Here is a 14,572-nt window from a genome sequence, read left to right on the forward strand (position 1 = left end):
TGATATGTTTCGAGATTTACTTCAGATGGAGTGTGTAGTAAAGCTGGAAAGGCAACACATATAAGTAATATCAATGATTTGAAGCCCTAGATGTACTTATTTACACCTAAGGGCTTTAGTTTATTTTTTGTTTTTTATAAAGGGTATGTAGCTTTATTTAATAATGTCTTATAAAAGATATTAGCTCATGTATAGATATCTTACTGTAATAATATAGGAAATATGATATAATTTCCATGAGAGTTAAGTCGGATTGGCAAAAAATTATTGTGCGACAATAATATAGAAAGGTGAATAAAATGAGAAGGATACAAACTTGGGAATGTAAATTAAGTATATTAATTACTATAATTATTTCCTTTATTGTACCAGCAAATATAGGACAAAATGGAGCTTTAATAAAATATAACTTTGGATTTCCTTGTGAGTATTTGTCAATATATCAAGGAAATAAAGGAAGTTCTCAACTCTTTAGTAATCTATTTGATGGAAATAAAGGAATGAGCATTAATATATTAGGTTTCTTTGCTAATGTTTTTATTATTTATGCATTATTGGTGTTAATAAAGAAAATATATATGAAAGTTAAAACATTACTTTTATAGAATATTATACCAATAAACCGTAAGTGGGGTAAAAGCCCATAAAGAATAGAGTAGAGGGATTTTTATGAGTTTTCTAGAAAGAAAGAATTTATACAGAATTGAACTTACAGAGGTATGCTACTATCCATCGATAAGTAGATTTAGTGTTCCAATGCCATCATTTGAGTCAGTTAAAAAAAATGGTAATTGGGGTTCGATCCCATCTGGGACTAAAGGTTGGGTAATAGAAAAGTATGGGAAAAAATATTTTAGACCAGATGAAAATCAAGAGGGTATAGATTTATTTACACCAGCAGATCAACCTATTGTTTTAATTCCCTATAGTAAAATAAGTGTACATTATAAAAAGATATCTGAAAAAGAATAATCTATAAAAATATCGTATTATTCAGAAATGAATTTTACGATGTTTTTGTGTTGTAATGCAAAAATAAAGCGACGTAACTATTAAAAATAAAAATACAAACGATACTCTTTGAGAATTAAATAATGCGATGTTAAAATTATGGATATATTTTAACTTTATATAAAAATTAGTATTAAATAATCATTTGAAATACAAATAGATGATAATGAAAGGTGTATGCTTAATGAATATTGAAAGCAAAATTAATCTTAAAAGGAATAGTAAGTTTCTAAAGTATACTAAGCGATTTATATTATTTTTAATATGCGCTCTTATGATTGGATATTCTTATCAACGGGTTGGGATATATTTAGATAATAAGAAATACTCACCTCCAGGACAGTTAGTTAAAGTAAATGGACAAGATATGCATGTTTTTAGTAAAGGTAATGGAAAACAAACAATAGTTTTTGCATCTGGAAATGGTGTTTCATGTCCTTATGTAAATTTTTATCCTCTATATAATGAACTTTCAAAATATGCTAGCGTAGTGATTTATGATAGACCTGATACTGGATGGAGTGAAAGTACAAAATCATCAAGAGATATTGATACAATAGTTGATGAAATACATATGTCATTAGAAAAATCAGGACAGAAGCCTCCATATATCTTTGTTGCACATTCTTTAGGTTCTTTAGAAACAATAAGATTTACACAAAAATATAAAGGCGAAGTTAGTGGTATAGTCTTTATAGACGCTGGAAACCCTGAATTTTACAAGGATAACCCTTTATCAAGTTCTAATTATGAGACTACAAAATTACTCAAAAACTTTGGAATTCTTCGTGTATTATTTGAAACAACTAATATGTATAAAACATTAAGTGCAGATAAGAATGGAATGAATTTGATACCGGAAGACCTGCAAAAATTAGACATGGCTATGACATTAAAAAACATTGTAAATAATGATGGATTAAACGAATTAAAGAATTCTACGATTAATGCAAAAACAGTATTAAAAAATGGGAAATTAGGTAATATACCTATTAGAATTTTTACATCTCAAAGTAATAGTAATATGTTCCCTGCTTGGAGTAAAAGTCAAATTGAATTCAAAAACTGGTCAAGTGATAGTGAACAAACAATTGTTAGTGGTTCAAAACATTATATACATTTATATTCTCCAGACATAATAAATAAATCAATAATAGACCTCATAAACCATAAATAAGTTCTGTCACATTATAAAAAAAGTCTGCATTATAAATCAGCTGTATTTCATTAAGAAACTAATAGTAAAGGAGTTGGAATTTGTGCTAAATCACAAAGGAACGATAGAAATTGAACCCCAAAGATTAATACTAAGATGTTTTAATATTAATGATGCAGAGAGTGTGTTTAATAATTGGACAAGTGATAATGATATATGTAAATACATGAGATGGGCAAAACATAAAAACATAAAAGAAACTAAAATGATACTAAGCAATTGGATTGATTCTTATAATAAGCTATTTTTTATCAATGGGCTATAACATTAAAAGGAAATAATGAACCTATAGGTGCAATCGGTCTATTTGTAGTTAATGAAAACGACCTTTGTGGAGATGTTGCATATTGCATAGGCAAGAAATATTGGGGACAAGGCATTGTAACAGAGGCGCTAAAAGCTGTATTAGATTTTGCATTTGAGACTATTGGATTTAATAGAATTGAAGCATACCATTCGATAAACAATCCTGCATCTGGTAAGGTTATGCAAAAATCAGGGATGACATTTGAAGGTTTGGCAAAGCAGAAGTACAAAAGTATTTTTGGCTTTGAAGACAGCAATATGTATTCCATACTAAAAGAAGACTTTAAACGATAACTATTCAATAATACTTCATAAAAGATATTAGCTTATATAAATTATAATATTTGAGAATAGTAAAGGAATATTGTAAAATAGATTGAGGGACTATAGATGAAAATTTATATTATGTGGGGGAGATAAAATGATTATTATTTAAGTTGGTATTAAGTAGTAAAATATATATAATGACTTGGAAGGGAAACTATTAATATATGATTATTCTAATAAATATTATTATTGTGTTTTTACTTGTATTTATGAATGGTTTTTTCGTTGCCACAGAATTTGCAATGGTAAAAGTACGAAAGTCTAGGATAGAAACATTAGTACTTGAAGGAGATAGAACTGCGAAACATACTTTAAAGGTTGTTAATGATTTGAATTCATATTTATCTGCATGTCAGCTAGGAATAACTTTAGCATCCTTAGGTTTAGGATGGATAGGAGAACCTGCTGTTTCAGATATGCTAACGCCGATATTTAACTTGTTTCATTTGCCAGAAAGTGTTATACACTCAATTTCTTTTATTTTAGGATTTGCAATTATAACAGCCTTTCATATTGTACTTGGAGAATTAGCACCTAAATCTCTAGCAATTATAAATGCAGAAAAGATAGCTATGCACACAGCACTACCGCTTATAATGTTTTATAAATTGACTTATCCAGTAATGTGGGCTTTTAATCATAGTACTAATTTAGTTCTAAAGATATTTGGAATTTCACAGGTTGATGAACATGAAGCAGCTCATACTGATGAGGAAATAAAGCTGTTAGTTGAAGATAGCTATAAGCATGGTTTAATTGATAAAACTGAATTAACTTTTGTAGATAACATATTTGATTTTTCTGAGAAAACCGTAAAAGAAATAATGATACCTCGTACTGATATGGCGTGCATTTTTTTAGAGGATTCTTTTGATGAGATTATAGCATTTGCCTTAGATGAACAGATAACTAGATATCCAGTATGTAAAAACAGTAAGGATAATGTTATTGGGTTTATACATATTAAGGATTTATATAAGCAGAAAATTGAGGGGAACAATCAAAATATAGAAGACATTATCCGTGAGATTAAGTTTGTTCCAGAGTCCCTTTCAATAAGTAAATTGCTAAAGATATTTAAGCAAGAAAGAGTACAAATGGCTATAATTATTGATGAATATGGAGGAACTTCAGGCTTAGTAACTATTGAGGATATTTTAGAAGAAATTGTTGGTGAAATTCAGGATGAGTTTGATGAAGAAGGTGATGAAATTACCAAAAATGAAGATGGTAATTACATTGTAGATGGGAAACTAGTTCTTGAGGATATAAATGAACTACTAAAAACTAACATTGAATCTGAAAACATTGATACCATAGGAGGATGGATATATTCACAGTTAAAGTCATATCCACAAGTTAATGATAAAATCAATTATGAGGATTATGAATTTATCATATTAAAATGTGATAGGAAAAGAATAAGCAAGGTACTAATTAAAAAATTACCTGAGAAAAGTTAAAACAGACCTTATGAATCAAGGCTATCTCACAAACTTTTTCAAAAAGCTAATTGGGTTGACATCAAAGTCAGTACGTAATTGCAGCGGTGATTTGTATGAAATATCAAAAGGCAAATAAGGTGCCGCCAGAGCATTTGTTTATTCATAGGGATAATGCCTGCCTTTCTTAATTTTTCTGTATTAAGAAAGGCAGGTATTATCCTTTAATTATTGTTTTGGAATTAGCTAATCAAGCTGGCATATAATAGGAATATGTAAAATATAATAGAAAGAATATTGTAGGGGACTGTTATAATATGAAGAGACTATTATTAGATTTAATTTATAGATTCAATAATGATGATGTTCCAGCTTTGGGGTATCAGCTTGCATATAATTTAGTTTTATCTTTCTTCCCTTTTATAATTTTTCTTATGACTCTTATAGGACATACTTCCTTGAGCAATAATGAAATACTAGTGGCTTTAAGCGGGCTTATGCCAGTAAGTGCCTTCAACCTTATAAGTAATGCAATTTCTGAGGTAATTACTACCAAGCACAATCAACTTATGTCTTTTAGTTTAATACTTACTATATGGGCTGCTTCTGCTGGTTTTAATGCAGTTATAAAAGGCCTCAATAAAGCTTATGGAGTTCGCGAATCAAGAAATTTTATTAAAGTTAGGATTATTTCAATTCTTTGCACCCTTGGAATGGCTTTTATAATACTTATCATGATGTTTTTATTAATATTGGGACGTATTATATGGAACTATGCAGCTTATAAATTAGGTTTTTCTCATGAATTACTTATCTTATGGGCAGTTATTAGATATCTTATATTTATATCCACTGCTATATTTATTTTTACTGCTCTCTATCGTTATGCCCCATGTAAAAGGCTTACATGGCTGGAGGTTTTGCCAGGATCTTTACTGGCAACTCTTAACCTTATACTTGTATCTGCTGCCTTTGCATATTATGTAAATAACTTTGCTAATTATTCGGTTATCTATGGCAGTATAGGTGCTATAATTATCCTACTCACCTGGCTCTTTCTTGTAGCCCTTATTGTTATAATAGGCGGAGAAGTAAATGCTTCACTCTACCATGAAAATAGTAGTACAAAAATAGCATATTCAAAGGCTTTTAAAAGTTCAGAGTGATATTATGGAGCTCTGAACTTTTTATGTATTAACCCAAGAAAAGCTTGATTTGATCGTCTGCTATAGTGCTAATTAGGGAATATTAAGCATTGGACTGATCACATTTAATTTTGAAAGAGTTAAAAACTTTTTATGCTGTATGAACGTCTATAAAGTGTAAAGCCCTTAAGATACGTATCTAAAAGAAAAAAGGAGGCGTTGGTGCCAATGCACAAAAGTTGTTTGAAAGAACAAATAGCAGAATATGTTATTAAATATAAAGAAAAGCACTATAGGTTAGCATACAGCTATGTAAAAAACGTTGATGATGCTTTGGATATTGTCCAAGAATCTATATGTAAAGCAATTTCTTCTATGGACTCACTAAAAAAACCGGACTACATAAAAACTTGGTTTTATAGGATTTTAGTGAATACTTCCCTAGATTTTCTGCGAAGAAAAGGAAAGGTAGATATTGTGGAAGAAGAGATTCTGATAAGCTTAGACACTGGAGCAGTTGATGAGTATGAAAACTTTGACTTGCAAAGAGCATTGAATAATCTACCGGATAACTTTCGTACTTTAATAATATTAAGGTATTTTGAAGACCTAAAGATAGAGGAAATTGCAGAAATTCTTAATGAAAATACTAATACAGTAAAAACTCGTTTATATAAATCTCTTGAAATGCTGCGTATAAAAATGAATAATTATAAGGAGGTCTAATATGAAAAGTAAAAGCTTGCATCAACTTAAAAAGAATTATGAAGAAATACCTATTCCAGAAGAGCTAGACTTTTTAGTAAGAAAGACGTTAAAAGACAACGGTGTGTATAGTACGAAAAGAAAAGGCATATTTAAAAGATTAGGTACTGCAGCCGCTTCGGTAGCTGTATTCGTAATCATACTTACAGTAGGGGTTAATAGTAGCCCAGCATTTGCAGCAACACTGTCAAAAACACCTATAGTAGGCAGTATTGTTAAAGTGTTGACCTTTAAAGAATATGCTGTAAATGAAGATAAACACAAAGCCGATATAAAAACACCTTCCATACAAGGATTGAAAAATAAGGACCTAGAAAACAGCTTAAATGAAAAATATCTTACTGAAAATAAAAAGCTATATGAGGATTTTATGGTTGACATGGAAGAGCTGAAGAAAAAAGGTGATGGTCATTTAGGAGTAGATAGCGGATATGTTGTAAAAACGGATACAGATAAGCTGTTATCTGTAGGACGTTATGTTGTAAATACTGTAGGTTCTTCTTCAACAACATTTAAGTATGATACCATAGATAAGAAAAAAGAAGTTTTAATAACCCTGCCAAGCTTATTTAAAGATAACCGCTATGTAGAAGTCATAAGCGAGAACATAAAAAAGCAAATGCAAGAACAGGTGCAGTCAGATTCCAATAAAGTTTATTGGGTTGCTAATGGCGGTGGTGGAAAAAATATGGAAACTTTTGATAAAATATCAGAAAATCAAAATTTCTATATCAATGCAGAAGGTAAATTGGTAATTTCCTTTAATAAATATGAGGTGGCTCCTGGATATATGGGTGTTGTAGAATTTGTAATTCCAACGGAGGTAATATCTGATATTTTAGTTGGTAATGAATATATTAAATAAACAATAAATTAGCGGTTGTATTCCAAAAAAAGGATACAGCCGCTTTTTTATATAAGGATTTAATTCAAATTTCATTAATTAAAAATGCAAAAGTAATAGTAATTTTAGATTAGCTGTTAAAATTATAAATGTATGGAATTACAGGCAATTTAATGATAAAATATTACTGTTTAGAAAAGGAGAGTACTGAAGCGAGTACAAAATAAAAGTAACAATATTACAAAGAGATATTCATATAAATAAATGGAGGTATTAAGATGATAAAAAATAAATTAATACTTATGCTATGTGCTGTAGGTATAACTTTTTCTGCTACAACTAAGGTAATGGCTTCAGCTGACATTCATCGTGTTTGGGGGAGTGACAGATATGATACTGCCATTGAAATTTCTAAAAGTGGTTGGTCTGATGGCTCAGAATACGCTATTATAGCTAATGGAGAAAATTTTCCGGATGCCTTAAGTGCTGATCCACTTGCAAAAAAATATAATGCACCTATATTATTAAATTCAGGAGAAAATCTTGATAGTAGAGTAGAGAACGAACTAAAAAGATTAAATGTAAAAAAGGTATTTATCATAGGTGGAACTGCAGTTGTACCTAGTGCTGTAGAAAAAAGACTTTCACAAGTAAATATTGAAACTATACGTCTTTATGGACAAGATAGATATGAAACCGCAGTTAAAGTTGCTGAACAACTTGGGTTCAATGGAGAGCTAGCGGTGGCTTCTGGTGAGAACTTTCCAGATGCAATGTCAATGGCACCAATTGCAGCACAAAAAGGTATGCCTATAATACTTACATCAGGAGAAAATTTACCTAGTAGTGTTGCTAAGTATATAAAAGATAAAAAGATAAATAAAACATATGTAATTGGTGGAAATGATGTAGTAAGTGATAACATCTTTAATACGCTTCCTAATGCTGAAAGATTATATGGGGATAGTAGATATGATACAAATATTGCAGTATTAAAGAAATTTGAAAATGAGCTCCATTTTAACAATATTTATTTATCTAACGGTGAAAATTTCCCAGATGCTTTAGCGGGCTCAGCTTTAGCTGCAAAAAATTCATCAGCAGTTATATTGGTAAGTGAATATGCTGGACAATCTACTAAAAACTTCTTATCATCAAAACTAACATCAGTTAGCACTGCTAACATATTGGGAGGAACTGGAGTAGTTACTGATGCATTAGCTAAAAGCTTCTTATCAATGAATACAATAATTTTTTCAGATACTGTGGGAGATTATATTTATCAATTAGAGCAATCAGCTGAAGGTCAGTGTAGAATATATAAAACTAAAATTGACGGTTCTGATAGAACCCAAATATCTGACCAATCAACTCAAGTAGTAAACTTTAAGATATATAAAGATACCATGTATTTTACAACCGCTTCTAATAAGTTGTATAAAATGAGTCTAGATGGAGGAGAAAAAACTTATATTGCAGATGTATATCCAGATGGATTTGATATATCAGAAGATTGGATTTATTATTTTACTCCTGATAAACATTCTCTATCAAAAATTAAAATAGATGGCAGTGGAATTAGTAAAATAGCAGATGTGTACGGATATTATCCAAAAGTGACTGATGGATGGATATACTATAATCGCATTTTTGATGAAGCACCATCAGTTCCTTATAAAATTAAGCTAGACGGTACTAACGACACACCGGTAAATAACAATTAATTTTAGAGTTTGAATTGATAACAAAAATAATTTAGATTGGTTGTTAAAAAGATTACAGAAGTTTAACTTAAAAAAGCATCACCACTTCCATTAAGTGGTGATGCTTTTCTTAAGTGCTTTCCATTATCTAAAACCTATCCAATGTCCTTCTTATTAAATACCTTGATACTCATAAATATAAAAAACACTAAATATACCAATACATAAACCATCATCCATACACTTGGTGTGGTTGAATTTCCTGGCATACCAAAGCCCATAAGAAAATTAAAGGAGCCTAAGGATGTAAAGATAGTCGAGATCATTTTTCTATATATTACTTCAAATGGAGAAATTAAACTTGAAATTATTCCAATAGTGGAAAGGGAAGCGTTATTAGTAAGCGCTCCTGCCTGCTCGATTACCCCACCAATTGTTCCAAGTATATATATAGCTATTATTAATATTCCATTATTTAAGGTCTTGAATTTAGTACTTCCATAAAGAGCTAGTGCCAATATGGTTAAAGGCTGAAGAATAAAAAACAAAAATCCTTTAGCCAGTGCTGCTACTCCAAAAGTTTCTACAATAGATATTTTACTTACGGTAGAAATAATGATTACTGCTATGTAAAGAATAGCACTGTATAAAATAATAAGAATAGCTGTGCCTAGGTATTTTCCTAGTATATATTCTATTCTTTTAATTGGCTTTGTTAAAATGGTCAAAATTGTCCCGCTTTCTAATTCAGAGGAAACTATTCCTATGGACAGCATTACCGTTAGAAAGGCTAAAAGCATGCTGGAAAAATAAAAACCAACTATCGAAATAGTAGAAGAAAGATCTACAATCATATTTATCATACCATTATTTTGAGCGAGATTCTTACCCATAAATTTAAAAATAATGGTTAAAAGAATAAGATATAATATAGTTAATATGCCTATAAAATGAAAAATTCTCTTCCTGTAGATTTCTTTAAAAGTGGAGAGTGCAATGGCAAACATTACTCTTGCCCCCTTTCAACAAGCTTTATAAATAGCTCTTCAAGACTATTTCTGTGAGGGGTAAGACCATAGAGCTTTCCGCCGCCAGCTATAATTAATGAAGCGATGTCATGTATTTCATGATTTTCCTTTACATGCATTTTAATGTTTTTTCCATCAAAAATTACATCTTTATCAATCTTTTCAAGCTTATTTAAAATTTCATTGTTTATATTCTCTACATGAATATCTAAAGCAGTGTCTCCTTCTAAGAGATCAGCCATTTTCCCTTGTTTTATAATAGTTCCTTTACTAATAATAGCAGCACTATCGCAAACCATCTCTACTTCACTTAAAAGATGACTATTTAAAAATACAGTTTTTCCCATGTTTTTTAGTTCCAACATAATATCTCTAACTTCTTTTCTTCCTATAGGGTCTAGGGCAGAAGTAGGCTCATCTAAAAAGAGAAGCTCTGGGTCACAAAGAAGAGCACTGGCAATGCCTATTCGCTGCTGCATTCCTTTACTATAGGTACCTATTTTATTTTTTTCAGCACCTTTTAGATTAACAATTTCAAGGACTTCTTCTATTTTTATAGAAGCAGCTCTCTTATCAAGCTTATATAATGAGGAGTGGAAGGACAGGAGGTCTAACCCTGTCATCCATTCCTGATATTTAAAAAGCTCAGGTAAATATCCTATTTTTTTCTTTGCTTCAATATCTCCAATAGGTCTGCCTAGTATGCGTGCAGTCCCTGAAGTAGGAAACAATAATCCTACAATAGTTTTTATAAAGGTACTTTTCCCTGCGCCATTTGGACCTAAAAATCCATAAATTTCGCCTTGGGGCACAGAGATGTTTATATCTCTGCAGCCCTTATTGTTTTCATATATTTTAGAAAGATTTTCTGTTTCAATTACCAATAATATCACCTCATAGATTTTGCAATTTCAAGTATTTCATTTTTATCTACATTACCATTAACATTAACTAAAACACCATCCTTAAGAATTAAAATGGAAGAAAATTTGTTCCCGTTATTATTTTCAAAGCATCCAACTGCTTTCATTCCATCAATATTTAATTCTTCAAGCTGATTTCCTACGTTAGGAACATATAAGGTGCTCTTCCAGTCCTTCATGGATTTCAACTGTTTTTGCATCTCTGGAGGCAATACAGAAAGCTCTGAAAGAGCATTGAATATTTCATCAACATTTGCCTCCGCAGGTGCAATAATTTCTGGTACTTTGCTTTCTGTTACGTTTATATATTTGTCATTTGCAGCATCTTTATATCTAATACTTAATGTTCCAGCCATGTTTAGAGAAAAAGTTTTTCCATCTAAATCTTTAGGAAATACCTTTTTTCCTCCTAAAGATTTAAGGAGTTGATTCACATTTTCTACGTTTAGAGTAAAATCAATTTTTGAAGATTCATTTATAACAATACTCTCTGTATTTTTCTCTGGTATATTTTTAGGAACTGATATTGTGAATGGTAATGTCTTTTTTGCTTCCTCCATAGTTACAGTTTTTTCTTCGCCGCCTTGGAAATTAACTTTACCTATTTTATCAATATTAATATCTGTCTTATGATCTTCAAGTGCTTTTTCAAGCTTTTTAATATCATCTAATGAAATATTTACACTTTTAATATCCTTTGCTCTAAAAATTGAAACCGCATTAATAACTGATGCTCTTATAGGTTCCACCGTAACACAAGTAGTTAGTACAAGGGCTGTGCAGGCAGCTGCTGCTATTTTTTTATATTTTTTCATATCTTTAAACGCTCCTTTTTTATTTTTTACTTCAATATTCATATTTCCTGTTTTTATATTATTTATATCAAACTCTTTCTTATAATCCTGAAGCTTTCCCATAGCGAAACTGTTTACAGAGTTTAATTCTTTATAAATTTCCTTGCATTTTTCACATTCAAAAAGATGCATTTCTATCTCTTTCATTTCAATATCATTAAGTTCTCCGTCAATATATGATTGAATGCTTCCTCGACTTGGACACTTCATTTTTATTCACCCCTTTTTTCTAATTTTAAGTAGTTATCCTTAAATTTTGTTTGTGCTCTCGATATAAGCGTGCCCACAGAGTTTTTATCCACTCCGATTACTTCTGCAATTTCACTATATTTGTATCCTGAAAATTTGAGAAGCAGACACATACGGTCTCTAGGTGAAAGCATATTTAGCACTTTTTTAGTTAAGTCTACTTCACAATTATTAATTGCAGCTTCTTCAATTGAAACTACGTTATCCATTTCTTTTTCATAAATCACTTCGTTTTTTCCTTCATGAATTTTTCTATCTCTTATATAGTTATATGAAATATTAGTAGAAACCTTATTTAGCCATGCAGCAGTGTTGTTATGATCAGGTGGTGAATTATATAATTTCATAAATACCTCCTGTGTTAAATCTTCAGCTGCATGCATATCCCCAGTGAGGTAGGAGATTCTTCTGAAAATGGTGTCATAATATTTTTCATATGTAGTTCTAAAATTTTGCTCATCTTTTTTCTTCTTAAAATAGCTGATAACACCCATACTTTTGACTGCCTTCCTCCTCTCTAGGTAACCTTGTTCAAAAGCTTTTGAATTATATATTCTAGAATATTTTTGATACCTTTTTCTTTCTTCAATTTTGGTATCTATAATATTAACACATGAGTATTAAAAATTGTGACAAAGATTTTTAAAAAAGATTTTTGTTAGGTGTCAGTTGAGTTTTAGTTCAAATCGAAATTGTTAAAGAATACTTTTAAGATTTTCTTAAGATATTTATAATCTGTTCTTAACCTTTCTATTGCATAATGAATATATTAAGTAAAGAAATATGATAAGGATGGATTTGATTGCGGTGCATTTAAAGACAACCTATTGTATATAAAAACATAGAAGGGAAGTGATTATTATATGATAAATTATTTACAGAATGTTGATATAAAGATGTTGAATTTATTAAATAAAAAATTTCGATGTTCAATACTTGATAAAATAATGCCACTGATTACTGTCATGGGTAATGGTGGTATAGTGTGGGTGATTATTTCGATATATTTGATAATTAATGAGAATTATAGAGTTCAAGGTTATATGTTAATTACTTCTCTTATTGTAACCACAATTATTGGCGAAGGGATAATAAAAAATCTAATAAAGAGGACAAGACCCTTTGTTAATATGAAAGAAAATAAGCTGCTAATATCAAAGCCTATAACATATTCCTTCCCATCAGGACATACTGCATCTTCATTTGCAGCGGCAGGGATATTTATTATGATGAACAATCGATTAAGCATTTTTGTGGTAATTTTAGCCTCATTAATTGCTTTTTCTAGAATTTATTTAAATGTACATTATCCAACAGATGTTGTCACAGGAATTATTTTAGGGCTTTTGTGCTCTATGATAGTGATAAATATATTTCACAGTGAAATCATAGACTATTTAAATCTTATTTATAAGTGCTTAACTTATTATTAGCATTTTTGCTAATTTGGATATAACTATAACTATCATAGGCAAATTTTTAAGAATGATATTTATTCATTAAGAAAAAGGTTAAATAGAAAATAAGAATTAGAATGCCGAACAGGATAGTAAAAATTAGCCCTTGAAGATTAAAACTATTAAAAATAACATTTAATAAATACAAAGGATTAGTTACTAACTCCCAACTATTTACCCTTGCAAATCTTCCTAAATAAATTCCGAAACTGCTTAGCATACAAATTATAAGAATAAAAAGCCACCCTAAAATATAGTTATATTTTTCCTTTATATATTTGTGCATAATAGATAATGAGATAAAACTCAATACTAAACCGATAATTACAAAAATGCTAATTAAAAAGAAATCATACCATATAGCAAAATCTAAGCTAAAGATTATTTCATATGATTTATTTTCATAAAATTTATATTTTGATAGGTGAATAAAGTCTGTTAATATATAAGGTGCATTAGGATAAAAAACAAGCCATAATAAGCCAATTATATATTGGCAAAAATTTATTCTAAACTTATAGTTCGTATAAATTAAACTAAAATAAAATGGAAGCCATGCTAAAAATATATTCCATATTAAAAAAAGGTAGCCTTCAGAGTCGAAGAAAATGACTCTACAAAATACAAATATGCTGGCTATTATGGTTATTACAATAAGTTTGGTAGTTAAATGATATAAGTTTTTGTTAGACTGTTTTAAAAATGATAGCATACTTTTTCCTCCGTCCAATATTAGGGAAATATATAAAAATTATACTTTGTTTATATACTAATTATAATACTATTTCCGTTGTAGTGTATATAAGTAAACAAATATCGGTTCTCTTTCTTTAAAATTTACTACTTTTGTATAAGTATTCCTCCTAAAAAAGAAAGTATCCGCTGTTGTTGAAATAATGGCAATCTTTGAATATATACAATTGATGACCGTATTGGAGAAATCTGATAGGGTTTTTGGTTATAACTGAGAATATATCATAATTGAGGCAAAAGTACATTGAAAAAACCCTAAATTTATGTATAATATAAATAGACTTAAATATAAACATGAAAAAAATATAAATGTAAAGGTGTTGTAAATATGCAAAAAGAGGTAGTTTTTAACTAAACTAACTGAATAAGGATTATTTTTAGGAAGTACGTTGAAAAATCTTGAATTGTTCAAGGTTTGTTCGTGGTGAGATTAATTTTAAAAAATTAATTTTTACCATGTTTATTTGTGTACTTCTAAAATAGTCAGTATTATAATGAGCATGTTACACCTTATTTGCATAATAGGAAAGCCGTGTTCTAAACACGGTA

The 14,572-nt window shown here is 29.7% G+C and carries 16 protein-coding genes; 11 read left to right on the top strand and 5 right to left on the bottom strand.

The features are described 5' to 3' along the window. The first annotated feature begins 299 nt into the window (after positions 1-299). From ACZ5N4_RS07345 to ACZ5N4_RS07390, 10 genes are all read left to right on the top strand, one after another. The gene (locus ACZ5N4_RS07345) at positions 300-605 is read left to right on the top strand and encodes a hypothetical protein (RefSeq protein WP_464208536.1); all 306 of its coding nucleotides are present in this window, start codon (positions 300-302) and stop codon (positions 603-605) included. Positions 606-669: 64 nt separating this feature from the next. Continuing rightward, a complete protein-coding gene (locus ACZ5N4_RS07350) occupies positions 670-972 on the top strand; it encodes a hypothetical protein (protein WP_464208537.1) in 303 nt (100 codons plus the stop codon). A 223-nt stretch (positions 973-1,195) separates the two neighbouring features. Further along, positions 1,196-2,188 (top strand): alpha/beta fold hydrolase, encoded by a 993-nt coding sequence (locus tag ACZ5N4_RS07355; protein WP_464208539.1) that lies wholly within the window; start codon positions 1,196-1,198, stop codon positions 2,186-2,188. Positions 2,189-2,270: 82 nt separating this feature from the next. Further along, entirely contained in the window at positions 2,271-2,492 is a 222-nt protein-coding gene (locus ACZ5N4_RS07360; protein WP_464208541.1) for a hypothetical protein, read from the top strand. Continuing rightward, entirely contained in the window at positions 2,489-2,827 is a 339-nt protein-coding gene (locus tag ACZ5N4_RS07365) for a GNAT family N-acetyltransferase (RefSeq protein ID WP_464210862.1), read from the top strand. The genes ACZ5N4_RS07360 and ACZ5N4_RS07365 overlap by 4 nt, the downstream gene beginning before the upstream one ends. 197 nt (positions 2,828-3,024) lie before the next feature. Continuing rightward, positions 3,025-4,323 carry a hemolysin family protein gene (locus ACZ5N4_RS07370; RefSeq protein ID WP_464208543.1) on the top strand — a complete coding sequence of 433 codons (1,299 nt, stop codon included), beginning with the start codon at positions 3,025-3,027 and terminating at the stop codon, positions 4,321-4,323. A gap of 296 nt (positions 4,324-4,619) precedes the next feature. Then, the gene (locus ACZ5N4_RS07375) at positions 4,620-5,468 is read left to right on the top strand and encodes a YihY/virulence factor BrkB family protein (protein ID WP_464208545.1); all 849 of its coding nucleotides are present in this window, start codon (positions 4,620-4,622) and stop codon (positions 5,466-5,468) included. A gap of 207 nt (positions 5,469-5,675) precedes the next feature. After that, positions 5,676-6,173: a sigma-70 family RNA polymerase sigma factor gene (locus ACZ5N4_RS07380; protein ID WP_464208548.1), complete on the top strand. Its 498-nt coding sequence runs from the start codon at positions 5,676-5,678 to the stop codon at positions 6,171-6,173. A gap of 1 nt (position 6,174) precedes the next feature. Then, entirely contained in the window at positions 6,175-7,077 is a 903-nt protein-coding gene (gene rsiV, locus ACZ5N4_RS07385) for an anti-sigma-V factor RsiV (RefSeq protein WP_464208550.1), read from the top strand. A 257-nt stretch (positions 7,078-7,334) separates the two neighbouring features. Then, positions 7,335-8,780: a cell wall-binding repeat-containing protein gene (locus tag ACZ5N4_RS07390; RefSeq protein ID WP_464208552.1), complete on the top strand. Its 1,446-nt coding sequence runs from the start codon at positions 7,335-7,337 to the stop codon at positions 8,778-8,780. A 134-nt stretch (positions 8,781-8,914) separates the two neighbouring features. On the opposite strand, the gene ACZ5N4_RS07395 is transcribed toward ACZ5N4_RS07390, so the two are convergent. The 4 genes from ACZ5N4_RS07395 to ACZ5N4_RS07410 are packed head-to-tail and all read right to left on the bottom strand — an operon-like array spanning position 8,915 to position 12,307. Then, positions 8,915-9,766: an ABC transporter permease gene (locus tag ACZ5N4_RS07395; RefSeq protein ID WP_464208553.1), complete on the bottom strand. Its 852-nt coding sequence runs from the start codon at positions 9,764-9,766 to the stop codon at positions 8,915-8,917. Continuing rightward, the gene (locus tag ACZ5N4_RS07400) at positions 9,766-10,671 is read right to left on the bottom strand and encodes an ABC transporter ATP-binding protein (RefSeq protein ID WP_464208555.1); all 906 of its coding nucleotides are present in this window, start codon (positions 10,669-10,671) and stop codon (positions 9,766-9,768) included. Before ACZ5N4_RS07400 ends, ACZ5N4_RS07395 begins: the two co-directional genes overlap by 1 nt. Positions 10,672-10,676: 5 nt before the next feature. Continuing rightward, complete coding sequence (locus tag ACZ5N4_RS07405) at positions 10,677-11,774, bottom strand: anti-sigma factor family protein (RefSeq protein WP_464208557.1); 1,098 nt, start codon at positions 11,772-11,774, stop codon at positions 10,677-10,679. Between the two features lie 2 nt (positions 11,775-11,776). Beyond that, positions 11,777-12,307 carry a sigma-70 family RNA polymerase sigma factor gene (locus ACZ5N4_RS07410; RefSeq protein ID WP_464208559.1) on the bottom strand — a complete coding sequence of 177 codons (531 nt, stop codon included), beginning with the start codon at positions 12,305-12,307 and terminating at the stop codon, positions 11,777-11,779. 369 nt (positions 12,308-12,676) lie between these two features. Between ACZ5N4_RS07410 and ACZ5N4_RS07415 the strand changes: the two genes are divergently transcribed. Continuing rightward, the gene (locus ACZ5N4_RS07415; protein WP_464208561.1) at positions 12,677-13,246 is read left to right on the top strand and encodes a phosphatase PAP2 family protein; all 570 of its coding nucleotides are present in this window, start codon (positions 12,677-12,679) and stop codon (positions 13,244-13,246) included. A 46-nt stretch (positions 13,247-13,292) separates the two neighbouring features. On the opposite strand, the gene ACZ5N4_RS07420 is transcribed toward ACZ5N4_RS07415, so the two are convergent. Next, positions 13,293-13,982 (bottom strand): DUF1361 domain-containing protein, encoded by a 690-nt coding sequence (locus ACZ5N4_RS07420; protein ID WP_464208563.1) that lies wholly within the window; start codon positions 13,980-13,982, stop codon positions 13,293-13,295. Between the last annotated feature and the right edge of the window lie 590 nt (positions 13,983-14,572).

This window comes from Clostridium nitrophenolicum (assembly GCF_055391695.1).